The 22,665-nt window shown below is 47.0% G+C and carries 21 protein-coding genes; 10 read left to right on the top strand and 11 right to left on the bottom strand.

Going from position 1 to position 22,665, the window contains the following annotated elements; all coding sequences use genetic code 11:
• Positions 1-7 precede the first annotated feature (7 nt).
• The 3 genes from ACT6NV_RS13640 to ACT6NV_RS13630 form a co-directional block, all read right to left on the bottom strand.
• Positions 8-700 carry an OmpA family protein gene (locus tag ACT6NV_RS13640; RefSeq protein ID WP_445384993.1) on the bottom strand — a complete coding sequence of 231 codons (693 nt, stop codon included), beginning with the start codon at positions 698-700 and terminating at the stop codon, positions 8-10.
• Between the two features lie 4 nt (positions 701-704).
• Complete coding sequence (locus ACT6NV_RS13635) at positions 705-1,187, bottom strand: lipocalin family protein (protein WP_445384992.1); 483 nt, start codon at positions 1,185-1,187, stop codon at positions 705-707.
• 106 nt (positions 1,188-1,293) lie between these two features.
• Positions 1,294-3,270, bottom strand: coding sequence for an alpha-ketoacid dehydrogenase subunit alpha/beta (locus tag ACT6NV_RS13630; protein ID WP_445384991.1), 1,977 nt, complete (start codon positions 3,268-3,270; stop codon positions 1,294-1,296).
• Positions 3,271-3,378: 108 nt separating this feature from the next.
• Between ACT6NV_RS13630 and ACT6NV_RS13625 the strand changes: the two genes are divergently transcribed.
• The 5 genes from ACT6NV_RS13625 to ACT6NV_RS13605 all read left to right on the top strand — a co-directional run bounded on the left by ACT6NV_RS13625 (position 3,379) and on the right by ACT6NV_RS13605 (position 7,445).
• Positions 3,379-4,329, top strand: a complete 951-nt coding sequence (locus tag ACT6NV_RS13625) for an isopenicillin N synthase family dioxygenase (protein WP_445384990.1) — start codon at positions 3,379-3,381, stop codon at positions 4,327-4,329.
• Positions 4,330-4,366: 37 nt separating this feature from the next.
• Positions 4,367-4,696, top strand: a complete 330-nt coding sequence (locus tag ACT6NV_RS13620; protein ID WP_445384989.1) for a translation initiation factor — start codon at positions 4,367-4,369, stop codon at positions 4,694-4,696.
• 94 nt (positions 4,697-4,790) lie between these two features.
• A complete protein-coding gene (locus ACT6NV_RS13615; RefSeq protein ID WP_445384988.1) occupies positions 4,791-5,723 on the top strand; it encodes a DUF1835 domain-containing protein in 933 nt (310 codons plus the stop codon).
• 1 nt (position 5,724) lies between these two features.
• The gene (locus ACT6NV_RS13610; RefSeq protein WP_445384987.1) at positions 5,725-6,603 is read left to right on the top strand and encodes a nucleoside phosphorylase; all 879 of its coding nucleotides are present in this window, start codon (positions 5,725-5,727) and stop codon (positions 6,601-6,603) included.
• Positions 6,600-7,445, top strand: a complete 846-nt coding sequence (locus tag ACT6NV_RS13605; RefSeq protein ID WP_445384986.1) for a substrate-binding domain-containing protein — start codon at positions 6,600-6,602, stop codon at positions 7,443-7,445. Before ACT6NV_RS13610 ends, ACT6NV_RS13605 begins: the two co-directional genes overlap by 4 nt.
• A gap of 11 nt (positions 7,446-7,456) precedes the next feature.
• On the opposite strand, the gene ung is transcribed toward ACT6NV_RS13605, so the two are convergent.
• Together ung and ACT6NV_RS13595 are read right to left on the bottom strand one after the other, a co-directional pair.
• Positions 7,457-8,122 (bottom strand): uracil-DNA glycosylase, encoded by a 666-nt coding sequence (gene ung, locus ACT6NV_RS13600; RefSeq protein WP_445384985.1) that lies wholly within the window; start codon positions 8,120-8,122, stop codon positions 7,457-7,459.
• 31 nt (positions 8,123-8,153) lie between these two features.
• Complete coding sequence (locus tag ACT6NV_RS13595; protein WP_445384984.1) at positions 8,154-8,672, bottom strand: hypothetical protein; 519 nt, start codon at positions 8,670-8,672, stop codon at positions 8,154-8,156.
• Positions 8,673-8,812: 140 nt separating this feature from the next.
• Between ACT6NV_RS13595 and ACT6NV_RS13590 the strand changes: the two genes are divergently transcribed.
• Together ACT6NV_RS13590 and ACT6NV_RS13585 are read left to right on the top strand one after the other, a co-directional pair.
• Positions 8,813-10,987 (top strand): endonuclease MutS2, encoded by a 2,175-nt coding sequence (locus tag ACT6NV_RS13590; RefSeq protein WP_445384983.1) that lies wholly within the window; start codon positions 8,813-8,815, stop codon positions 10,985-10,987.
• Positions 10,984-11,400 carry a thiol-disulfide oxidoreductase DCC family protein gene (locus ACT6NV_RS13585; RefSeq protein WP_445384982.1) on the top strand — a complete coding sequence of 139 codons (417 nt, stop codon included), beginning with the start codon at positions 10,984-10,986 and terminating at the stop codon, positions 11,398-11,400. The genes ACT6NV_RS13590 and ACT6NV_RS13585 overlap by 4 nt, the downstream gene beginning before the upstream one ends.
• 10 nt (positions 11,401-11,410) lie before the next feature.
• Here the strand turns inward: ACT6NV_RS13585 and ACT6NV_RS13580 are convergent, their stop codons facing one another.
• The 5 genes from ACT6NV_RS13580 to aroC all read right to left on the bottom strand — a co-directional run bounded on the left by ACT6NV_RS13580 (position 11,411) and on the right by aroC (position 16,917).
• Positions 11,411-12,583 carry a flavohemoglobin expression-modulating QEGLA motif protein gene (locus ACT6NV_RS13580; protein ID WP_445384981.1) on the bottom strand — a complete coding sequence of 391 codons (1,173 nt, stop codon included), beginning with the start codon at positions 12,581-12,583 and terminating at the stop codon, positions 11,411-11,413.
• Entirely contained in the window at positions 12,580-13,407 is an 828-nt protein-coding gene (locus ACT6NV_RS13575) for an N-formylglutamate amidohydrolase (protein ID WP_445384980.1), read from the bottom strand. Before ACT6NV_RS13575 ends, ACT6NV_RS13580 begins: the two co-directional genes overlap by 4 nt.
• Positions 13,397-14,428 carry a glutathione synthase gene (gshB, locus tag ACT6NV_RS13570; protein ID WP_445384979.1) on the bottom strand — a complete coding sequence of 344 codons (1,032 nt, stop codon included), beginning with the start codon at positions 14,426-14,428 and terminating at the stop codon, positions 13,397-13,399. Before gshB ends, ACT6NV_RS13575 begins: the two co-directional genes overlap by 11 nt.
• A 15-nt stretch (positions 14,429-14,443) precedes the next feature.
• Positions 14,444-15,790, bottom strand: a complete 1,347-nt coding sequence (locus tag ACT6NV_RS13565; RefSeq protein ID WP_445384978.1) for a dicarboxylate/amino acid:cation symporter — start codon at positions 15,788-15,790, stop codon at positions 14,444-14,446.
• Between the two features lie 62 nt (positions 15,791-15,852).
• On the bottom strand, positions 15,853-16,917 hold the full coding sequence (gene aroC / locus ACT6NV_RS13560) for a chorismate synthase (RefSeq protein WP_445384977.1): 1,065 nt from the start codon (positions 16,915-16,917) through the stop codon (positions 15,853-15,855).
• Positions 16,918-17,107: 190 nt separating this feature from the next.
• Here aroC and ACT6NV_RS13555 point away from each other — a divergent pair, with 190 nt between their 5' ends.
• Positions 17,108-17,983 (top strand): UDP-2,3-diacylglucosamine diphosphatase, encoded by an 876-nt coding sequence (locus ACT6NV_RS13555; RefSeq protein WP_445384976.1) that lies wholly within the window; start codon positions 17,108-17,110, stop codon positions 17,981-17,983.
• Here ACT6NV_RS13555 and ACT6NV_RS13550 read toward each other — a convergent pair.
• Entirely contained in the window at positions 17,961-20,867 is a 2,907-nt protein-coding gene (locus ACT6NV_RS13550; RefSeq protein ID WP_445384975.1) for an FAD-binding and (Fe-S)-binding domain-containing protein, read from the bottom strand. The two genes, ACT6NV_RS13555 and ACT6NV_RS13550, sit on opposite strands and share 23 nt — an antisense overlap.
• A gap of 94 nt (positions 20,868-20,961) precedes the next feature.
• On the opposite strand from ACT6NV_RS13550, the gene ACT6NV_RS13545 reads away from it, so the two are divergent.
• Both ACT6NV_RS13545 and ACT6NV_RS13540 read left to right on the top strand, forming a co-directional pair.
• Positions 20,962-21,453, top strand: coding sequence for a hypothetical protein (locus tag ACT6NV_RS13545; RefSeq protein WP_445384974.1), 492 nt, complete (start codon positions 20,962-20,964; stop codon positions 21,451-21,453).
• A gap of 97 nt (positions 21,454-21,550) precedes the next feature.
• The gene (locus ACT6NV_RS13540; protein ID WP_445384973.1) at positions 21,551-22,657 is read left to right on the top strand and encodes a redoxin domain-containing protein; all 1,107 of its coding nucleotides are present in this window, start codon (positions 21,551-21,553) and stop codon (positions 22,655-22,657) included.
• The last annotated feature ends 8 nt before the right edge of the window (positions 22,658-22,665 follow it).

The raw sequence follows: 22,665 nt of genomic DNA, 5'->3' as shown, positions 1-22,665 counted from the left end.
GGTGTGATCAGCCTTTTGTTTTTTGCCGGGCCTCTTCCTTAAGCGCGTCACTGGCGATAATCCCCAGCTCCACCCTTCTGTTCTGAGCTTTTCCCTCTGCAGTGGCATTATCTGCTTTGGGCTGGGTTTCCCCATACCATTTTACGGTAAAGCGCTCAGCATCCAGGCCCTGGGCGATTAAATAATCGGCCACTGATTGGGCCCTGCGTCGGCTAAGGTCCATATTGTATTCGTCCGAACCGGAACTGTCTGTATGCCCCTCAATCAGGATAACAGTCTTCGGATACTCCCTGAAGATATTGGCGAGGCGTCCGAGGGTTTCTGTGGAAGCACCTTTAATATCGGATTTATTAGTGTCAAAATACACTCCGGCCCCCTGGGTAAAGGTGACATTAATCCCCTCACCTACCCGGGTTACCTCTGCACCAGGCACTTCCTCCTCAATGCGTTCGGCCTGCCGGTCCATACGATCTCCAATATACCCTCCTGCAACACCACCTACAACGCCTCCGATGATAGCTCCCAGGACGGTATTGCCTTTACCTACGTTATTTCCAATAACTCCGCCTATCACGGCGCCGCTTCCGGCACCGATTACGGCACCCTTTTGCTTGTTATTGGCATTTTTTATAGCATTACACCCCAGGGCCAGACTTAAAATCAGAACGTAACTGACTGGTTTTAATAATTTGATTTTCATATACTTAATTTTTTTGGAATTCATAAATTACACTAATAGCCTCTCCGTCAACCCTTACATTGGATTTAAGCTGCATTTCAGTAGCCGTAAGCCTCTCAATATTCAAACGGTACCCCAAACCACCTGAAATATCTTTGCGCTTATCATCTATAAATTTAAACTGCAACTGACTGCTGTAACTCTCCGGGTTTTTCAAAACCGACCAGCGAATGGAGCGATCTCCCCCTTCACAGAGGCTGCCCTGTTTAATCGTATAACGGCCGGTACTGTTATTATCTCTGAAAAACCAGTTGCTGTCTTCAAAACAAATAGCATCTGCATCGTTAAAGAGGGTGGCCGAAAAAGAGCCCTCGTTGTTTTCATAAGAGATATCCGTAAGGATCCAGGTACCGCTGATCAGGTTGCGTTGCTGCCTGACTTCCTTGGAAATAGAGCAGGACTGAAGCGCCAGGAAGGGTAAAAAGACCCATAAAAAATATTTTTTCATAAATAAGGCTTAATTAGTTTACTCTTATATACGTATGCGACCCGTTAATAGTTCTCGAAAACAGGATTAATTTTCAACAGTCTTTACCAATCCAATAGGGTGGGGATTAATAAGCGAGCAAATCCGCCAGAGCCAACCGGAGTCGTTTCTTGGGGAGATACTCATTTTCCAGTGCAGCTGCAAAGGGTACCGGGATCTCCAGGGCGGCTACCCTTTTAATCGGGGCGTCCAGATATTCGAAACAATTCTCAGTAATAAGCGCTGAAAGATCGGAGGCTATCCCGCCAAAGAGACTATCTTCCTGCAGTAGCAGGACTTTGCCTGTTTTTCGTACTGATTGGTATACAGCCTCCAGATCCAGCGGGCACAGTGTCCTGAGATCCAGAAGGTCTGCATCTGCAATTCCCATCTCATCGAGTGCTTCCAAAGCCCAATGTACGCCGGCTCCATAAGTTATAACTGATATTGTCTTTCCGGACCTTAAAAGAGCTGCCTTCCCGAAAGGGATGGTATAGTAAGCCTCCGGCACCTCACCATAAACGCTTCGGTATAAGCCTTTATGCTCAAAAAACAGCACCGGGTTCGGATCATTGATTGCAGTGGCCAGAAGCCCTTTGGCATCCGCCGGAAAAGCCGGATAGGCAACTTTAAGCCCGGGTACTTTGGTAAACCAGGCTTCGTTGGTCTGGGAATGGAACGGCCCGGCCCCCACCCCGGCCCCGCAAGGCATACGTATAACGACATCTGCCTGTTGACCCCATCGGTAATGAACTTTAGCGAGGTAGTTTACAATAGGGTTAAAGCCTGAACTCACAAAATCTGCGAACTGCATTTCCACAACCGCTTTCATTCCATTAACAGATAGCCCCATGGCAGTGGATACTACGGCCGATTCGCAAATAGGGGTGTTGCGGACCCTGTCGCGTCCAAAGTCCTCCAAAAAGCCTTCCGTAACCTTGAAAACGCCGCCATATTCAGCGATATCCTGCCCCATCAGGACCAGGTTCGGATGTTGTTCCATAGACTGCCGGAGCCCCTGGGATACTGCATCGACCAATCGTATTTCATTGGTTTCGCCCGTAGGACTAACTTCTTGATAATTAAATGGTTTATACAGGTCACCCAATTCTTTTGTTTCATTGAAACTCACCGGTTCTTCGTCAAAGGCTTCCGAAAGGTTGTCATTGATCTCGTGGACGATTTCTTTTTTTAGCCGAACCTCCAGGACTTCAGTAAGTATGCGCTCATCTTTAAGATAGGAAGCGAAGTTTTCAAGCGGATCCCTGGCAGCCCAGAAATCCATCAGCTCCTGCGGGACATATTTTGTTCCGCTTGCCTCTTCATGCCCGCGCATACGGAAGGTCTTGAATTCCAGTAACACCGGGCGGGGGTCTTTGCGGATACTCTCGCAGATTTCGCTTACCCGTGTGTATACTTCTATTACATTATTTCCATCCAGAATATGGGATTCCATACCATAACCGATCCCTTTATCCGCCAGGTTGGTGCATTTGTACTGCTCTTCTACGGGCGTAGAAAGGCCGTATCCGTTATTTTCAATGCAAAACAGAACGGGAAGGTTCCACACCGCTGCGATGTTTAGCGCTTCATGAAAATCTCCCTCACTGGTTGCCCCTTCTCCCGTAAAAACTGCAGTTACCTGCTTACGCTTGTTGATCAGGTCTGCCAGGGCAATCCCGTTTGCGACCCCCAGCTGGGGTCCCAGATGGGAAATCATTCCCACTATCCTGTGCTGGTTGCTGCCAAAATGGAAGCTTCGGTCCCGCCCATTGGTAAACCCCCCTGCCTTTCCCTGCCACTGGGAAAAAAGACGATTTAGCGGAACCTGCCTGCTTGTAAAAACCCCAAGATTGCGATGCATGGGCAGGATGTATTCGGAATCGGAAAGGCTGGAAGCTACGCCTACGGAAATGGCTTCCTGCCCAATCCCGCTAAACCATTTTGAAATTTTCCCCTGCCGAAGCAGGATCAGCATTTTTTCTTCTATCAGCCTGGGCTTGAGCATCCTTTGATAGAGCATCAACAGCTGGTCTTTGGAAAGGGAATGGTTAGGATATTCCATAAAAGAAATCTCTTGAAAATTGAAGAATTCAAACACAAATCTAAACAATCGGGCCATAGTTCGCCCAATAATTTTAGTAACTTTGAGATCGTAAAAATTATCCTTTCCATGAATAGAATTCCCAATGTGGACCTCAGTGAATTCGTGTCGGGCGACCCAGAGCGCAAATCAGAATTTGTAAAACAGATTGGCCATGCCTTTGAGGAAATTGGATTTGTAGCCCTTAGCGGCCACTTCCTTTCTGATTCACTGGTAGAAGAACTGTACAGTGAAATAAAGAAATTCTTTGATTTGCCTGAAAATGTAAAGGCAAAATATGAAATTCCGGGCATTGGAGGACAGCGCGGGTATACCTCCTTTGGAAAAGAGCACGCTAAAGGGCGCAAGGAAGGCGATCTTAAGGAGTTCTGGCACTTCGGGCAGTATGTGGAAGACGATGCCAGGCTCGCTGAGGAATATCCTGAGAACGTTCAGGTTGCTGAATTGCCGGATTTCAACAAGGTGGGGCGGGAAACCTACAAAATGCTTGAGAAGACGGCTATTTATGTCCTTAGGGCCCTTGCGATCCACCTTGAACTGGACGAATATTATTTTGACGCCTATGTGCACAATGGAAATTCTATTTTAAGGCCCATCCACTACCCCCCTATTACCAAAGAGCCTAAGAATGCCGTCCGGGCCGCAGCACATGGAGACATCAACCTGATAACCCTGTTAATGGGGGCTCACGGGAAGGGGTTGCAGGTCCAGAACCACAGGGGGGAATGGATAGATGCCATCGCGGCACCGGACCAACTCATGATCAATGTGGGAGATATGCTCTCCCGGCTTTCCAATAACAAATTAAAATCCACCATTCACCGGGTGGTTAATCCGCCCAGGGAATTATGGGGTAAATCCAGGTACTCCATTCCCTTTTTTATGCACCCTATCAGTTCCATGCCACTGAATTGCCTGGAACATTGCATCGACGCAGAACACCCGAAGCTTTACGAAGATATAACCGCAGGGGAATTCCTGCACGAACGCCTGGTGGAACTGGGTTTGGTCAAGAAATAGGCCATATCCTATTAACAACCCGATAAGTAAAACTTATATGGACCTTAAAGACCAGTTAAGAGAACTCTTTCCGGATCACGAACCCGAGCAATCCGAAGAGACGGAAAATCAAAAACCTGCCATATGGATTCAGGAGGATCCGATTATATGTAAATATGAAAAGCGCAATGGCCGGCCCGTGACCCTGCTGGAAGGGTATAACGGGGCCGATAAAGACTTTGAGATCCTCAGCAGGGAAATCAAACAGCTGCTGGGCGTGGGAGGTTCCTTTAAGAAGGGTCGTATCCTGATTCAGGGCGACTATCGGGACCGGATAATGGATTATTTAAAGCAACAGGGCTTTAAGGTAAAAAGGGTCGGGGGCTGATTCGTTATAATTCCCAATTCTTCTGTTAATATTTTTCTTTTTTATCGATTAAATGTTATTTTTAAGAGTTAAAACCTAAACAATTTCTTGTTCCATGAGCTCCCAATTGCATATTACAAACGGGGACAATTTCACCGAAAGGCTCCGGAAATTAAAGTATAAAGGAGAAATCATCACCTGGAGGGAAATGCTTTGCGAGGGCAAGACAGAAACAAATGTGGGTAGTGAAGCCTTCTGGAAAACCCGCTTTGAATTCCTTCACAAGAATTACAACGTAAGTAAATCCTGGTTTGTTGAAAAAACACTCAAGGAGTACCGCTCCCTTTGTAACCACAAGCAGCAGGACGAAATTATTCTCTGGTTTGAATTCGATCTTTTTTGCCAGATCAATATGCTAGCCGTTCTGAGCTGGCTAAAAACGCATCGCAGACATGCAGAAATTTCACTGGTTTGCAGCGGATATCAGGAAGACGGGCAAACTCTTTTAGGACTCAGTGAGCTCAGCGATGCCCGGGTGGACGAATTGTATAAAAAGAAAATTGTCCTTACCCAGGATGATATTGAATATGCAGATTACGTATGGCAGCTGTATTGCAGCGATAATCCGATCCGGCTGGAAAACCTTACGGATTATGAGAACTACCATTTTGAATACCTCGAAAATGCCATAAAAGCTCACTTAAAGCGCTTTCCTACCATTAAGAACGGTTTGAACGAGTTGGAAAATCGGATCCTGCAGATTGCGGATGAAGAAAAACCCGCTTCAAAAAAAGCCCTGATGGGTTCCATTCTCAAAAACCAGGGGTGGTATGGCTTCGGGGATACCCAGTTCCAGCGAATCCTGCAAAACCTGCGGCCCTTGTTCAAGTCTGTTAGCCCGGTCCGCCTCAGCAAAAAGGGTAAAGAAATCCTTGAAAACAAAACGAATTACTATTCCGTTATCCGGGATAATGAAGCCTATTTAGGTGGCGCCCTTAAATACAACTTCTTATACAATACCGAGGCCCACAGAATACTAAAACTTTAGAATGCCCCTAGCCTCTTCAGAGTTGATTCTCAATGCGGATCAGTCTGTATACCATCTGAATTTACGAAAAGAGGATCTGGCTGAAACCGTAATCCTGGTGGGAGATCCGGATCGGGTTCCCAGGATTTCGCAGCACTTTGATACAATTGAGGTTAAAAAATCCAAGCGGGAGTTTATTACCCATACGGGAAGCTATTCGGGAAGGCGGATAAGTGTGGTTTCGACAGGGATAGGAACTGATAACATCGATATTGTCCTGAATGAACTGGATGCCCTGGCGAACATCGATTTTGATTCAAGGGAGCCAAAGCAAGCCCTGAAGCAACTGCGGCTGATACGTCTGGGAACCTCCGGGGCTATTCAGCCCGATATCCCTGTAGATGCATTCCTGTTAAGTGACTACGCCATTGGATTTGACGGGCTGCTCCATTACTACCAGAGCGAAAGGGTACAGCATCCGGACATTCAGTATTCATTTCTGGAACATAGTGCCTGGCCGGTGATGCGTTCCGTTCCTTATGTGGTAGCTGCAGACCAAAGCCTCAGTAATAAACTGTTCTCCGAAAACCTCCTGAGGGGATTCACTGCCACTAATGCAGGTTTTTACGGGCCTCAGGGCAGGGTGCTCCGGCTACAGGAAGATGCTCCTGACATGCAGAAAAAAATAATGGCCTTCCGTTATAAGGATTTGCGAATAACCAATATGGAGATGGAAACCGCTGGTATTTTTGGCCTGGCAGCCCTGATGGGCCACAAGGCGGCCTCCCTGAATTGCATCCTCGCAAACCGCTGTGACGGCACTTTTTCAAAAAACCCCCGCAAAACGGTAGATTCCCTAATAGAGTATACCCTTGAAAAACTTGCTAACTTTCCCGAATGATAGGCGTAAGAATTGTAGGCGTACCGGAGCATTTTAATTTTCCCTGGATACTGGCCCTGGATGAGGGAGCCTTCGAAAAAAGGGGCATTGAACTGCAATGGACAGATATTCCTGAAGGAACAGGGCGTATGCGGCAACTACTCGAAACAGCGGAAACAGACCTGGCTATCATCCTGACCGAAGGGCTAATACAGGGAATTGCCAATGGGCTTCCCGCCAGGATCGCCCAGGAATATATTGGCAGTCCACTGCAATGGGGAGTACACGTAGCCGCTAAAAGCAACTATAAAACACAGGCAGATGTCCTGCCCGGGAAAGCTGCTGTCAGCCGCATGGGCAGTGGCAGCCACCTGATGGCCTTTGTAAATGCCCGAAATCAGCATTTTCCTCAGGATCGCCTTGAGTTTGAAATCGTCAATAACCTGGAAGGTGCTGTAGCCGCCCTGCAAAGTGGTGCTGCTGATTATTTCATGTGGGAACGCTTTACTACCCAACCACTCGTAGACCAGGGTATTTTCCGCCGGATAGATGTTTGCCCGACCCCCTGGCCCTGTTTTGTGATTGCCTGCAGGACCGCCTTTCAAAAAGAACATCCGGGTGTCTTATCCGATATTTTAGAAGTGATCAACTCCTATACGGCGGAATTCAGATATATTCCAAGTATCGACAAGAGCCTTGCGAACTTTTATGGTCAGCAGGTAGAGGCCATTGAGGAATGGTTGGGAATTACCCGCTGGAGCCAGCAACAAATATCAAAAGAAACCGTATCGGAGGTTGTGCAAACCCTTTACGCACTGAAACTGATTGAAAGCCCTATTCGCCCCGATAAAATTCTGGCATAATAACCTTCCCTTTACCATTGGATTCCATCCAGACCCTGGCGCTTAAGTAGTTCGTTGGCCTGACTAAAATGATTATTTCCAAACCAATACCCTCTATTGGCACTTAGTGGGGAGGGATGTCCTGCCCGGAGGATAAAATGCCGCTCCGGGTCAATTAAGGCAGCTTTCTTTTTTGCAAAGCCACCCCAAAGCATGAAAATCAAGCCCTTCCGCTGTGCTGATAATTTTTGGATAACAGCATCCGTAAAAGCCTCCCACCCCTTATTCTGATGGCTTCCCGGCTGACGGGCACGGACAGTCAGGACCGCATTAAGAAGTAATACCCCCTGTTCTGCCCAGCGCTGCAGGTCCCCGTTCTCCGGATAAGGCTGTCCGATATCCTGTTCGATTTCCTTAAAGATATTTATCAGCGATGGCGGATGGGCGGTTCCCTGCCTCACGGAAAAACACAGGCCGTTGGCCTGCCCGGGACCATGATAGGGGTCCTGCCCGATGATTACCACCTTTACTTTTTGAGGACTGCAATGCTCAAAGGCAGCAAATATCTCCTTTCCTTTCGGATAACAGGTATGCTGATTGTATTCAGACCGCACAAAATGGGCGAGCTGGGTGAAATAGGGTTTTTGGAATTCCGAACTGAGCAAGGGTTGCCAGGCTGTAGCTATATTCACATTCATTTACCGGGTTTTTTCCTGAAGGCAAAAGCTATTAAAGCAATTTTTCCAATCGGGTGTAAAATTCCTTTTCAGCAGAGCTGAAACGCTCCCCTCCTATCCCCAGCAAATCATTTTCCTTTGCAGCCATAGCGACTTTTTCTGCCAGATGAAGCAGCCATGCCTTATAATCTTCAATTATCGCTTCGGAAACATACTGTCTCAGGGATTCAAAAAGGTTGGGCAATACCTCAAATATGCGATCCTGAAGGGCTTTATTGCTGCTAACGCCTTCCTGCGCTAATTCTTCCAGGAACTGGTCATGGTGCCTGATAACGGCCTCCGTCATTTCTGATTTATTTTGTGTGTCTGGTAAAATGCGATTAATAAGCGGATTTTCAGAACGTTCCCGACAGCTTTCAATCATATAGGTGAGCCCTTTCTCCCGTTCCTGTATGGAACCGGAAAAACCACTTCTGCCGGCTCCCTCAACCGCGATTTGCACCCAAAACGGAATGCGCAAAACCTTGCGCCAAATCTCGCCCGGGATATAGTTGTGATCTAAAGATTCCATAGATAATCAATTGGATGAAAAGATACGAAAAAACCAGTGTCCTGTAAAGTTCTAACGGCTTGCAGAGAGAATATTCTATTGGCCCTGGCCTTACCTTTTAATACCTCGCAATGCTTACCTTTGCAAAGATTTTATCAGGAATGAAACAACTTCCAAAAAAGACAATTGAAGATTTAGAGTTCCCAACGGTCCTGGAGCAGTTGGCAGGTCTCTGCCAAACCCAGCCCGGAAAGCAGCGGGCGCTAGAATTATCCCCATTTAAAGAAAATGTGGAGTTAATGGACTCCCTGGGTCGCACACAGGAATACCTCTCCTCTTTTGAGAATGAAAACCGCATTCCCAACCACGGATTTGAATCAATTCAGGAGCCCCTAAAATTGCTGCCCGTTGAAAATATCCTGCTTCCCGTTGAGGCTTTCAGGAAGGTTGGCAGCCTTTGTCGCCTTTTTCAGACACACCAGAAGTTTTTTAAGAAATTTAATGAATACTACCCCTTGCTGCACCAATGGATGGATCAGGAGGTGTTTGTTCCTGAGGTTCCGGAGCAAATAGAAGCCGTTATTGACCGTTTCGGGGAAATACGAAACGATGCCTCTGCAGAATTGGCGCAAATAAGAAGAGGGATCAACCAGCTAAGGGGAAAGATCAACCAGAGTTTCAATGCAGCCCTTTCCAGATACCAGCAAGCAGATTTTTTGGATGATATCCGCGAATCCGTTATTGAAAACAGGAGGGTGCTGGCCGTAAAGGCAATGCATAAGCGGAAAGTGCGCGGCAGCGTTGTCGGGCAATCCAAAACCGGGAGTATTGTCTACATAGAGCCTGAAGTATCCCTGGCACAAAGCAGGGAATTGCAAATGCTGGAGCTGGAAGAACAGGAAGAAATACGTCGTATTTTAAAAAGCCTGGCAGTCGCTATCCGGCCCTACAAAGAAACGCTTGCCCTTTACGAAAAAGTAATGACCGAAGTCGATCTGACTGCGGCCAAGGCAAGCTATGCAAAGTCTATGGATGCCTGTCTGCCTGAAATCAACTCTGATAAGCGGATGTACCTGCGGGAGGCGTACCATCCCCTCCTTTTACTCAACAATAATGCGCGAGGGGAAAAAACCTGGCCGCAGACCATTGAACTTCACCCGGAAAACCGGATCATCGTTATTTCGGGGCCCAATGCCGGTGGAAAGAGCATTACCCTCAAAACCATTGGTCTTTTACAATTAATGCTGCAAAGCGGGCTGTTAGTCCCGGTGCATGAAAGAAGTAGTTGTTGTTTGTTTGATTTGATACTGACAGACATCGGAGACAACCAGTCCATTGAAAATCACCTGAGTACCTACAGCTACCGCCTGAAAAACATGAATCGCTTTCTTCGGAAGTGCAATGCAGAGACCCTTTTCCTGATCGATGAATTCGGTACCGGAAGTGATCCGGAATTGGGAGGGGCATTGGCCGAGACCTTCCTCGAAACCTTTTACGAACGGGAAGCTTTCGGGGTAATCACCACGCACTACGCCAACCTTAAAGTTTTGGCCAATGAGCTGCCGCATGCAACCAACGCCAACATGCTTTTTAACCGGGAAACCCTGGAGCCAGCCTTTAAATTGGAAATGGGGCAACCGGGAAGTTCTTTCACCTTTGAGGTAGCCCATAAAAATGGAATCCCTTTCAGCCTGGTTAACAGGGCAAAGAAAAAGGTTGCCCGAGGGAAGGTTCGCTTCGACGCTACCATCGCAAAACTGCAAAAAGAACGATCTAAGATGGCTCAAACGGGCAGCAGGCTGCAGGAAGAGGAAGTAAAAGCCCGGGAGGAGGCCCGGCGCCTGGAGGAATTGAATTCAAAAATTAAGGATAAACTCAGCAATTATCAGGAATTATACGACTACAACCAGCGGATGATCCACCTGGGCACCAAAGTAGATAAAGCCGCCGAAAGCTACTTTGTTCACAAAAAGAAAAGACCCCTTATTTCAGAACTGCTGCGAATTGTTGAAACAGAAAACAGCAAACGCACCAAAAAAAGTGCAGCTCAGCGAAAGGAAGAACAGCAAAAGAAAAAGGAAGTAGTCAAAGAAGCCCAGGAAAAAGTAAAGGACATCCGCCAGCAAAAAAAGAAGCAGGCTGCTAAAAAAGCTAAAAAAGAAAAAGAAAAGCCCCGCCCCGTTTTAAAAGTGGGAGACAGGGTGCGATTGTGGGATGGAAAGGCTGTGGGAAGCATTGACAGCATTGAAAAAAACAAGGCAATCGTCAATTATGGCCTCTTTACCACCAACGTAGGGCTGGATCAATTGGAATTGGTAGAAAAGAAAGGGAAATGATGGAGTTGCCAGAGGGAAAAAAGATCATTCTATTTGACGGGGTATGTAATTTGTGCAACCGGGCTGTTCAATTTATCCTACAAAGAGATAAAAGGGACGTCTTTCGCCTTGCTTCACTTCAGAGTGAAACGGGAAAACGGCTTATGGCAGAGCGCGGAATCGATTCCCTGCAAACGGATTCTATTGTCCTGATTGATCCGGGAGTTGCCTATTACGTGCGAGCCGGTGCTGCAATGGAAATCGCAAGAAACCTGAAAGGTTATGGCTTTATAGCGATACTATTTGGGTGGATTCCCCAGCGCCTGCTGGACCCACTTTACAATTTTATTGCCAAAAACCGTTACAGGTGGTTTGGGAAGCGGGAGAGCTGTATGCTTCCAGGTCCGGAAGTACAAACTAAGTTCCTGGAGTAACTACCGGGGGTCATTTCAGGTTGTTCAGTATGAATTCAAGGGTTTTGTGCTGATTTTTCTTTTCCTTAAAACTAAGGCAGGTATACGGACCCATTTTAACAAGGCCCAGTTGGGTGAGATAGGCAATTTCCTTTTCGTAATCAAGGGACACTTTCCCGCTCAGCAAACGTTCCATGGGCTCCTCTTTCAGGTAGCGCTTGTAAATCTTCCTCAGGCCGCTCAGGTATAAACGGTCTTTTGTGAATCCGCCCCCCCTGTGGGCCCTCAGGGTGATAGTAAAGGCATCATTCCGGTTGAGTTTGTACTGATTGTGTATGAGGTCAAAAGTATCCGTAAAGCTATATCCTTTACTTAAACTATGAGATGCTAAAACTCTATAAGATAGCTCTTTAAGTCTTTTTAAAGTGAGAGCGCCTCCCATGTACTCACTGAAGACTGCAAGGCCTTCCTGGGTCTCAACATTTTTGGGCAGTCCATTGGAAAAGATCTTGAGTGGCTGCGCCTGGCCATTGAATGTAGTCACCAGATGCACTCCTATTTCATGGTGTGCCAGGGTGAGGAGCTGGTTTTCGCTGAATTTTGCATTCCTTTTGATCAGCAGGCTTTGGGTGCTGTTACTTACCATGGCCTCTGCTGCGATATGGGTCGAAAAACGTATGTTTAGCGGGAAATCATACTGGGCGGCAAACGTTTCAAAATAGGCCTTGGCATCCTTAGGGCTGTATTTCTTTTCCATGCTGGCCAGTTTTGGTTCGTCCTCAAAATGGAGAATGAACTTGGCGTTTTGTACGTCCTTTTCTGTGGGAGTCCCATATACTCGCAGCGAATTGTAATAAAAACGTCTTTGCTGACCAATGGTTTCTATACACTGGACCATGTTTGAATAAAAGTAGATAACGTCCGTGTACAATTGGCGAAGGACATCGTCTTCAATGCTGTCCAGCGGGTGCGTAAAAAATTGGCGGTGGAGCTTGTAACCGTCAAATTTGATTTTAGGGTATTTAAACTGGGGCTCCTCGCTGTACTTGGAAGCAAAAAACTTGTGTTTCTCCTTCTCCGTATTGAGCGGGTTCACATAGTTCAGCAGTTCAATTTTTTTGACCATCCGATCCAGATGGGCGTCTATTTCAAATACTTTAGCGTATTTGTTGAGGAGTTTTGGGTCTGGGGTTTGCGATATCATAAAGATTCCTGAAATTCAAGGAGCTGCAAAGGTATCAATTCTTTTAGTTGCCTTCCGGCGGAAGCCACAACTTCCGGATAGATGGTGCCACTTTCTTCATCACAATAAACTTTTGCAATTTCTGTGGCGAGTACCAGGCTGTTATCAAAAGTCCTGGTAATGTATTTCAGAAAATAGCCGTTACCCTGAAAGGTATCATTGATCAGGGAAGTGGCCGGAATACCGTGTGGCAGCTGTATATCCGCCAGGCGCAACCGCCAGGCCTCCGCAAGGCGGCCAAACCTGCCATTGTCGATATTGGAAGTGCCCAGATTCCAGGTCGGGACTTCCCTGTCCCAGCGTTTCCAGTTATAACTATGCATGTCTATGACGAGAGCCGCTCCATGGATTTCTTCGATTTTGGCAACCAGTGCATGTACGACCGAATAAAATCGATAATGTTTATCAAGGCTTGTTCCTTTCTCCTGTTCAGTAAGCGGTTTATGCCACAGGGCTTTGCCCCATGCATCCGAATATATGCTGGTTTCTGGTGGGCGGTTCAGGTCGTATTCAAAGCGGGAATCACAACCCGCTATAACAATGGGATGCCGGGCTACCATCTCGAAGGTACAGGGGTCTTCCTCATACCACCTTTCAAATTCGGAATGCGTACATTTTTCCCATAAACCCCTCCGGAATTGGTGTCCGTCATGGACCGCCCCACAAATAAAGGGGGCGTAATACTCTATCTTCAGCCGGAAGGAATAATCCTCACAAACTGCCTCAAATGGCTCTTCCTTGCGGATCAGGCCAATCATATCCTCGGCAGACATTCTATGCATCATCCACTTCTTTGCGCAGGCGGGACCTGCGGTTGAAGGCCTGAAGTTTATCTACCACCTTGCTTTCAATAAAATCGATCACCTTGGCCTGGATTTTTGTCTTGTAAACCTTGTTCATATAGGTTATCCCCCCCGGGGACATCACATTGACCTCCACAAGTTTCCCGCCAATTACATCTATCCCCACAAAGTACAAACCGTCATTTACCAGTTTGGGCCCTATTTGCTTACAGAGGGCTTTTTCCTCCTTCGTCAGAACATGTTTGGCCACGGAACCTCCCGCTGAAACATTGGAACGGTGGTCGTCACTTCCGGGGATACGGCGCATGGCCCCTATCGGTTCCCCGTTTAACAACAATATGCGGATGTCTCCCTGATCGGCTCCCGCTATATATTCCTGAAGAATAACATAGTTAGAGCTGCCATCGGCATTGGTTACATAAAAATCCAACAGGGATTTGATATTGGACATTGCTGATTTTTCGATCAGGATTACTCCGGACCCTCCAAAACCATTCAGGGGTTTTAAGATCATTTTGTCTGACTTGGATTCCCTTATCTGCCGCACCAGGTAATTTTTGTTTTTTGAAACATGCGTGGCAGGGATAATATTGCTGTGACTGTCGCCAAAGGCCGCCGTATAAAGCTTATTGTTGGCTTCCCTTAGCCCCTGCAGGGAGTTTACTATAAAAACATCATCCTTTACCGAATCCAGGAAATTAAGCATCAGAGGGTCCAGGGGTGGATTTGCCCGCATAAAGATTACGTCAAAGCCGGCGAGTGGGAGCATCTCTTCCCGGGTTACGGCTTTCCTGTAGAAAGCCTTGAGGCTTGCAGGAACCTTCTCCATTCGATTAATGACCGTGCAGAATGCATTGGTAACGCTATTGCGAATAGTCAGATTAGCCGGGGTGCAAAGGGCAACGCCATGCTGGCGGCGGACGCATTCGTGTATCAGCGCAAGGCTGGTATCATTGTCCGGGTCTATATCCTCCCAGGGATACATCAAAAAACAAATATTCATTGCGTAAATTTTCTGTTACTTTTTCTTTTTGCCGGAACCCCTCACTTCATCCAAATGGTCATCCCAGTTTTTTGGATTGGGGGCATGTAGCTTTCCTACAGATTTGGCAACCATCATGGATACCGCGGCATCACCGGTAACGTTTACCACGGTCCGGCACATATCCAGCGGGCGGTCTACTGCAAAGATCAGGGCCAGGCCTATTGCCAGTTTATCCGCCGGAAAATTTATGGATTCCAGAACAATTACCAGCATGACCATCCCGGCTCCGGGAACCGCTGCTGACCCAATGGACGCCAGCAAGGCCGTCAGTATAATAATCAACTGTCCGCTCAAACTCAAATCAAAGCCCAGGGCCTGGGAAATAAAGACTGCAGCTACTCCCTGATAGAGGCTGGTGCCATCCATATTGATGGTGGCTCCCACCGGGAGCACAAAACTGGAGACCTCTTTGTCTACTCCAATATGCTCTTCAACCCTTTCCATGGTTACCGGGAGGGTGGCAGCACTGGAACTGGTCGAAAAAGCGAGTAACTGGGCCGGACTGATGCGACTCAGGAACGTAAAGGGGTTGTAACGGGTAAAGGTAGAAACCACTATACTGTAGAAAATAATCATCAGAAGTAATCCCAGGACTACCACACCGGAATATTTTAAAAGCGCATATAACAGGTCCGGATCCCCGGAAGAGACAACAACATTGGCCAGCAGCGCAAAAACAGCAACAGGTGCCGTTAGCATAATGAGGTCCACCATTTTAAGGACTACCTCATTGAGGGAATCAAAGAAATCTTTTAAGGGCCGGGCAGCCTCCTCCCCTATCAGCAACATGGAGATTCCCAGAAATATGGTAAAAAAGATCACCTGCAGCATCAGGCTGTTGTCACTAACGGCCTGAAAGGCATTGTCAGGCACCATATCTACAAGGAACTGTAAGGGCCCTGATTCTTTTTGCCTGGACGCTTCCTCGATTTTGGAAGTAACCCCTGCATCGGAGGCGTAGGTTTCAGTGAGCTGTGCAATGGTTTCCTCGGAAATCCCATTACCGGGTTTCAGTACATTTACCAGGACCAGACCAATGGTAATAGCGACCACGGTGGTGACGATGTAGATGCCGATTGTTCTTAGCCCAATATTGCGGAATTTACTGATATCCTTGAGGTCTGAGATTCCCTTTACCAGGGAGGCCAGAATCAGGGGAATAGCGATAAGTTTGAGGAGTTTTACAAAGATGGTACCGAAGGGATTGATCCAATCCATTACAAAGTCCGCACCCCAGTCCGGGTAGGTCATGATAAATCCAAAAACAATCCCCAGCAGCATCCCGATCAGGATTTGCCAGTGTAATTCTAGTTTCCGCATATCGAGTCTTTTCTATTTCGCGGGAAGATACTATTTTGATCCGAGACGCCCTAAAGGGCGCCTTAGAATTTGGATAGCCTGTTTAAGAGGAAAAAGTCTGCAAGCACCAAAGCAGCCATGGCCTCAACGATGGGAACAGCCCTGGGTACTACACAGGGATCGTGCCGGCCCTTGCCCTGCTGTACCACTTTCTGCCCGTGCTTGTCTATGGTTTCGTACTCCTGGATAAGGGTGGCCACCGGCTTAAAAGCTACCCTGAAGTAAATATTCATACCATTGCTTATACCTCCCTGTATACCACCACTATAGTTAGTTTTAGTACTGCCGTCAGGGTTAAAACTGTCATTGTGTTCACTGCCTTTCATTCTGACCCCTTCAAAGCCGCTCCCGAATTCAAATCCTTTTACCGCGTTAATCGAAAGCATTGCGGCCCCAAGGCGGGCATGGAGTTTATCGAAAACCGGTTCTCCCAACCCTACAGGAACGTCCTCTATAAGGCAGCCTACAACCCCACCGATCGTATCCCCTTCTTTGCGGATCTTGCGAATCAGGGATTCCATTTTTTCAGCCGTTTGCGGATGCGGACATCGCACCGGGTTTGCTTCTGTATTATTAAAGTCCAAAGACTCATAGGGTTCGTTAATGGCGATGTCCCCAACCTGAGTAACAAAGGCGTTTATTTTTAGTGTTCCCAGTAATTGTTTGGCTAGAGAACCAGCTACAACCCGGCATACTGTCTCCCGGGCAGAACTTCTCCCGCCTCCCCGGTAGTCCCTGAAGCCATACTTCTGGTCATAGACATAATCTGCATGGGAAGGCCTGTAACTGTCTTTTATATGGGAATAATCTACAGACTTCTGGTTGGTATTTTCAATTACAAATCCGATGGGTGTACCCGTGGTTTTTCCTTCGAAGATTCCGGAGTAAAACACGACCTTATCTGCTTCCTTGCGCTGGGTAACGATTGCTGACTGCCCGGGCCTCCTGCGGTCCAGGTCAAGCTGAATGGCTTTCATATCAACTGGGATCCCTGCCGGGCACCCCTCAATAATACCTCCAAGGCCTTTTCCATGTGATTCCCCGAAAGTGGTCAGTTTAAAAACGGATCCAAACGTATTTCCGGCCATAGCTTTTGTATAATGAAACTCAAAGGTACCTTTTCGTCCGAAGTCAGACAAGGCTCCCTTTATAATATTGGCTTAACATTCTTATGAGCTACTTAAAGCCCGCTTAACACAAACATAGGAAATTGATCATCCGCATGGTTCTTAATAAACATACCATTCGTTCTAATTTTGTGACCCAAAATCGAACAAATTGAAAAAACGAAAAATTGACCTTGCGGTTATCTCCGATGTACACCTGGGTACCTACGGATGCCATGCAGAAGAACTCCTGGCCTACCTGAGCAGCATAGAACCGCGAATTCTGGTATTGAACGGGGATATTATTGACGTAGGGCAATTCGATAAACGCTATTTTCCCGCTACCCATTTCCAGGTGCTCAAGAAAATAATCGGAATGGCAGCCCGTGGGACACGAGTTTATTATATTACGGGTAATCACGATGAAATGCTGCGGAAATTCTCGGAGACTACTATTGGCTCCTTTCGTATTTGCAATAAACTTATCCTGGACCTTGATGGAAAAAAGGCCTGGTTTTTTCACGGGGATGTTTTTGATTTGTCCATTCAAAATGCCCGATGGCTGGCCAGGCTGGGCGGGCACGGGTACGATGCCCTGATTTTACTGAACAGGGGCGTAAACAACTTGTTGACCAAATTGGGACGCAACAAAATATCCCTTTCGGGGAGAATAAAGAAAAGTGTAAAAGGGGCCGTACGTCTAATTTCGAACTTTGAAAAAACAGCTACCTCCCTGGCCATCTCCAAACGCTATGACTGCGTTGTTTGCGGACACATCCACCAGCCTAAGAAAGAATGGGTGGAAACAACTGAGGGCAGCTGCCTATATCTGAATTCAGGGGATTGGGTGGAAAACCTGACCGCCCTGGAATACGCTTTCAAACGATGGAAGCTTTACAGGTACAACGAGGACAAACTATCCTCCTTTTATGCGGATGAGGAACTCAAGGAGACCCATTTTGAAGAAATCATAAACTCTGTTGTGAATCTGGAGCAGGAAAAAGGAACGAGGAGTCCCGGGCGTCCTAGTCTAACAACGCTTCTCTGAGGATGCTTACCGGGTGTAACGCCCTTCGGCCTGTGCCGTCTGCAATCTGATGCCTGCAACTGGTGCCGTTTGCGGCAATCAGGACCTTTTCGTCTGCCTTGCGAACCGCCGGAAACAGTTTCAGCCCCCCCACCTGCATACTCACCTCATAATGCTCCTTCTCATACCCAAAGGAACCAGCCATTCCGCAGCATCCCGAGGCAATGATACTTACCTTGTAATTTTGGGGTAAATTAAGCACGTCAAAGGTCACTTTCTGGTTAGAAAGCGCCTTCTGGTAACAGTGATTGTGGATTTTTACCTCCTTCTGCTGCGAAGTAAATCGGTTCGCTGACAGTTTGCCCTTTTCGATTTCAGAAGCGAGGAATTCTTCAATCAGGAAGCAGTTTTTTGCAATGGCCTCCGAAATCTCGTCTGATAATCCAAACCTTTTGTATTCATCCCGGAAAGTCAGTACGGCAGAAGGCTCCAAGCCCAGCAGCGGAATACCATCCCGGCTTAAAGTGTATAATGCCGGGGCGTTCTTATGGGCAAGTTTTCGGGCTTGCTTCAAAAATCCTTTTGAAATAAAGCTCCTGCCGCTATCTGCTAAAAATAACTGGACATCATAGCCGAGTTTTTCCAGCAGGTATATCGCATCCTTTCCCTGTTGAATATCCAGATAGCGCGTAAATTCATCTATAAATAAAGCTACTGGTGTTTTTTGACCCGGGGAACCCGTTTTCTGCTGCTCCAGGAATTTTCCGAAATCAAAACGCCTGGCAACAGGTATGGATCTTTTTTTAGATACGCCCAAAATATTTTTTAAAGGGGATCCGCTTAATTTACCATTTAAGATGGGGTTCAGCAGCGCCGCGAATTTGCTGTTAAAGGCATTTATTGCCGTATTATGGGCAAAAAGACGATTTCTCAGGGAATATCCATTTGCCTCCTGATATTGATAACTGAATTCGGCCTTCAAGCCTGCTATATCCACATTGCTTGGGCATTCGCTGGCACAGGCTTTGCAACTCAGGCAGAGATCAAAGACCTCCTTTAGTTCTGGCCGGTCAAATCCTTTTTGCGGGTCCGTCAGCATTTCCCTGAGGACATTGGCCCTTGCACGGGTGGTATCCTTTTCATTTCGGGTGGCCTGAAAGGACGGGCACATCGCTCCTCCCATATGATGGGATTTTCGGCAATCCCCACTTCCATTGCATTTTTCCGCAGCCCTTAAAATGCCCTGGCTGTCTGAAAAATCGAGTAGTGTATTTATTACGGGTTCCAATCGGTCCGGGACATATCGCAGCGAAGCATCCATTGGAAAGGCATCCACTATTTTCCCGGGATTGAATATTCCTTTCGGATCAAAGTAACTTTTAATTCGCCGCAACAACTGGTAATTCTCCTCCCCTATCATTAAAGGGATAAACTCTGCACGAACAATGCCATCCCCGTGTTCCCCGCTAAAGGAACCCCTGTATTTTTTAGTCAGACGCGCCACCCGGGTGGTAATTTCCCTGAAAAGATGAACATCCGCTTTTTTCTTCAGATTCAAAATGGGCCTGAGATGTAATTCTCCGGCCCCCGCATGGGCATAATAAACGGCTTCCTGCCCATACTCGGCCATGATCTGTGTAAACTCCCCTATAAAGTCCTTCAGATCTCGCAGTGCAACGGCCGTGTCTTCAATACAGGCCACTGCTTTGCGGTCTCCAACCATATTTCCCAATAGCCCGAGGCCAGCCTTTCTCAGTTCTATAGCCTGCCCTATTTGCGACCCGTAAAGCACCGGGGCCGCATACGCCCTCCCTGATTGCTTTATGGTTTTCTGAAGTTTTTGGATGGCACCAGCCAGTTCTTTTTCCGTTCCGGCACGAAGTTCGAGCATCAGCAGTGCTGCCGGATCCCCTTCTACAAAAAATCGATTTCTGCTTTGCGCCCGGTTGTTTTTGGTGCAGTCCAGAATTGTTTTATCCATCATTTCGCATAGGAACAATGGATGCTCCATGGCGGGCAGTACGTCAGAGAGACAATCCTCCAGGGTATGATAATGGGTAATGACCATAGCAGCTTCCGGGGGAGGCAAAGGATCCAGTTGCAGGGTCAGTTCCGTGGTAAATGCGAGCGTTCCTTCACTCCCGCATAGTAGTTTTGCAAGGTTAAACGGGGTTTTGTTTTCGCTGAAAACTGCTGTCTCCAGCAGGGCATCTATAGCATAGCCCGTATTTCTCCGATGGATTTCAGGCAGTGGAAACTCAGCCCTTATTGCATCTTGTATATCACTGTTTAAGAGCTCTTTATATACTTTTTTATAAATAGATGATTCAGTACCAGATCCTTCCGTTTTTTGTAGGAACTCATCCCTGCTAAGCGGGCCGGCCTCTATCTGTGAACCATCAGCTAACAAGACCTTCATTTGCAACACCTTGTCCCGGGTTACCCCATACCGGATAGAAGTTGTTCCGCTGGAATTGTTTCCGGCCATCCCCCCTATCATGCAACGGTTGGAAGTAGAAGTGTTAGGGCCGAAAAAAAGACCGTGTGGTTTCAGAAAGGCGTTAAGCTCGTCCCGAACCACTCCGGGTTCTACTCGTACCTGGCGCTTTTCTATATCCAGCTCCAGGATTTTAGTAAAGTGTTTGGATACATCTATCACCAGTCCCGGACCAACGCACTGTCCTGCCAGAGAAGTGCCGGCCGTCCGGGGAATCAGACCCACGCCATGCTCGGAGGCGAACGCGATTAAATACTGCAAATCTGAGGTGTTCCGCGGATACGCCACACCCAACGGCTGCATTCGGTAAACGGATGCATCTGTAGCGTACATGCTTGTATGCAAGGGGTCCCAATGCAGTTCCCCCTCCAGTCTTCCGGAGAGCTCCTCTAGTTTATTTATAATCAAGCTTGCACAATTTTTGTTGGCTAAATTAAGTTTTTCTTAACGTAAGGCCATTGAAGATGGTCTATTTTTGAACATTAATTTAAAACATCTGTTTATGAAAATGTTAAAGCTAATAATCGGAATATTTTTCCTGGCCACAGCTTCCATGAGCGCCCAGAATATCTCTGAGCATGCCCTGGGTTTACGCCTTGGAGACAGCGATGGCTTTGGAGCAGAAATCTCCTATCAGAAGTCCATTGCCCGCTACAACCGGGTTGAAGTGGATTTGGGATGGAGGGACTCCAGGAACTTTGACGCCTTTAAACTCACCGGTATCTATCAGTGGGTACATACCCTGGATGGAAATTTTAACTGGTACTACGGTGTTGGTGGAGGCCTTGGAAGTGTTGACTTCAATAACGGATTTACCGATGACGACGGAGGCCTGTTCATCTTTGGGGCCGGGGATATTGGAATAGAGTACGATTTTGATATACCATTGCTACTATCACTGGATTTCCGCCCGGAAATAGGCCTGGTTGGCTATGACGGATTTTCGGATAATTTTGATTTTGATATTGCCCTGGGAATCCGCTACCAATTTTAGGTAAGCTGTAAAAGCGCATAAAACCCTTGACATAAGCTTATGTTAAGGGTTTTTTATTTGTAAGCGATCTGTATAACTTTGTCAAAAAATTATTTGTATGCGAATTTTGACCTGTTGCCTTTTATCTGTGATGCTCTTTGCCTGTAATCAGGAAACCGGAGAAAATTATACTTTGGAAGGAAATCTCAGGGGCGATATCCCTGAAGGCACAACAGCCATCCTCAGGAGGATTACGCCTCAAATGCAGTATGAGGCAGTCGATACGGTTCAAATTAATGAGGGTTCTTTTCTTTTTAAAGGCACCCAGGTATCGCCGGAATTACACGTAGTCACCCTTTCCGGGCTTCGGGGAGGCCTGATGCTGGTCCTTGAAGAAGGAGAGATTGAAGTTACTGCCGCCGTTGATAGTTTGAATTATGCCAAAATTGGGGGATCTCCTCAAAACGAGCTGCTCAGTCAGTACCGGGAAGGCCGTAAAAGCATTGACCAGCGAAATGCTTCTCTTTCACGTGAATTTTATACCGCACAAAGCCAGAATGATCTGGTCAACATGAATGCACTACGGGATGAAGCAAACGAATTACAGGAGGATTTGAGGGAATTCAACACCTCTTTCGTAAAAGAGCACCCTCAGGCTGTTATTTCGGTATCACTATTAAAAGAGATGCTGCAAAATCCAAAGGCAGACTTAGCCCAAATTCAGGATTTGTACCAAGGCCTGGATGAAAGTATAAAAACCACAGAGGATGCACAGGTGCTGAAAACTCAAATTGAAAATGGGTTACGCACAGCGGTAGGATCAAAAGCTCCTGATTTTAGCGCCCCAACACCTGAAGGCAATCAGCTGGCCTTAAGCGAGGCTATGGGAAAAATTACCCTGGTCGATTTCTGGGCAGCCTGGTGCCGTCCCTGCCGCGCCGAGAATCCGAACATTGTGGGGGTATATCAAAAATACAAGGACAAAGGCTTGAAAATATTAGGGGTTTCCCTGGACCGGAACGCTGAAGATTGGAAAAAAGCCATAGCCGATGACGGTCTGGAATGGCAGCATGTCTCCAATGTGCGTTACTTTGATGAGATTGCCCGTTTATACAATGTGAATGCCATCCCGGCGAGCTTCATTCTGGATGAAAATGGAGTTATTATAGCTAAAAATCTGAGGGGGCCGGAACTGGAAGCTAAAATCGCAGAGTTATTGCCCTGATTAAAATG

The organism is Robiginitalea insularis, from assembly GCF_052497835.1.
This window is presented reverse-complemented; position numbering and strand designations above follow the sequence as displayed.

Excerpts from the sequence above, each read along its gene's own strand:
- ACT6NV_RS13590 (WP_445384983.1), top strand. The coding sequence starts at position 8,813 with ATGAAACAACTTCCAAAAAAGACAATTGAAGATTTAGAGTTCCCAACG.
- aroC (WP_445384977.1), bottom strand. The coding sequence starts at position 16,917 with ATGGCCGGAAATACGTTTGGATCCGTTTTTAAACTGACCACTTTCGGG.
- ACT6NV_RS13635 (WP_445384992.1), bottom strand. The coding sequence starts at position 1,187 with ATGAAAAAATATTTTTTATGGGTCTTTTTACCCTTCCTGGCGCTTCAG.
- ACT6NV_RS13640 (WP_445384993.1), bottom strand. The coding sequence starts at position 700 with ATGAAAATCAAATTATTAAAACCAGTCAGTTACGTTCTGATTTTAAGT.
- ACT6NV_RS13575 (WP_445384980.1), bottom strand. The coding sequence starts at position 13,407 with ATGATGCATAGAATGTCTGCCGAGGATATGATTGGCCTGATCCGCAAG.
- ACT6NV_RS13595 (WP_445384984.1), bottom strand. The coding sequence starts at position 8,672 with ATGGAATCTTTAGATCACAACTATATCCCGGGCGAGATTTGGCGCAAG.
- ACT6NV_RS13580 (WP_445384981.1), bottom strand. The coding sequence starts at position 12,583 with ATGATATCGCAAACCCCAGACCCAAAACTCCTCAACAAATACGCTAAA.
- ung (WP_445384985.1), bottom strand. The coding sequence starts at position 8,122 with ATGAATGTGAATATAGCTACAGCCTGGCAACCCTTGCTCAGTTCGGAA.
- ACT6NV_RS13540 (WP_445384973.1), top strand. The coding sequence starts at position 21,551 with ATGCGAATTTTGACCTGTTGCCTTTTATCTGTGATGCTCTTTGCCTGT.
- ACT6NV_RS13605 (WP_445384986.1), top strand. The coding sequence starts at position 6,600 with ATGATAGGCGTAAGAATTGTAGGCGTACCGGAGCATTTTAATTTTCCC.
- ACT6NV_RS13610 (WP_445384987.1), top strand. The coding sequence starts at position 5,725 with ATGCCCCTAGCCTCTTCAGAGTTGATTCTCAATGCGGATCAGTCTGTA.
- ACT6NV_RS13615 (WP_445384988.1), top strand. The coding sequence starts at position 4,791 with ATGAGCTCCCAATTGCATATTACAAACGGGGACAATTTCACCGAAAGG.
- ACT6NV_RS13585 (WP_445384982.1), top strand. The coding sequence starts at position 10,984 with ATGATGGAGTTGCCAGAGGGAAAAAAGATCATTCTATTTGACGGGGTA.
- ACT6NV_RS13565 (WP_445384978.1), bottom strand. The coding sequence starts at position 15,790 with ATGCGGAAACTAGAATTACACTGGCAAATCCTGATCGGGATGCTGCTG.
- ACT6NV_RS13545 (WP_445384974.1), top strand. The coding sequence starts at position 20,962 with ATGAAAATGTTAAAGCTAATAATCGGAATATTTTTCCTGGCCACAGCT.
- ACT6NV_RS13620 (WP_445384989.1), top strand. The coding sequence starts at position 4,367 with ATGGACCTTAAAGACCAGTTAAGAGAACTCTTTCCGGATCACGAACCC.
- gshB (WP_445384979.1), bottom strand. The coding sequence starts at position 14,428 with ATGAATATTTGTTTTTTGATGTATCCCTGGGAGGATATAGACCCGGAC.
- ACT6NV_RS13625 (WP_445384990.1), top strand. The coding sequence starts at position 3,379 with ATGAATAGAATTCCCAATGTGGACCTCAGTGAATTCGTGTCGGGCGAC.
- ACT6NV_RS13630 (WP_445384991.1), bottom strand. The coding sequence starts at position 3,270 with ATGGAATATCCTAACCATTCCCTTTCCAAAGACCAGCTGTTGATGCTC.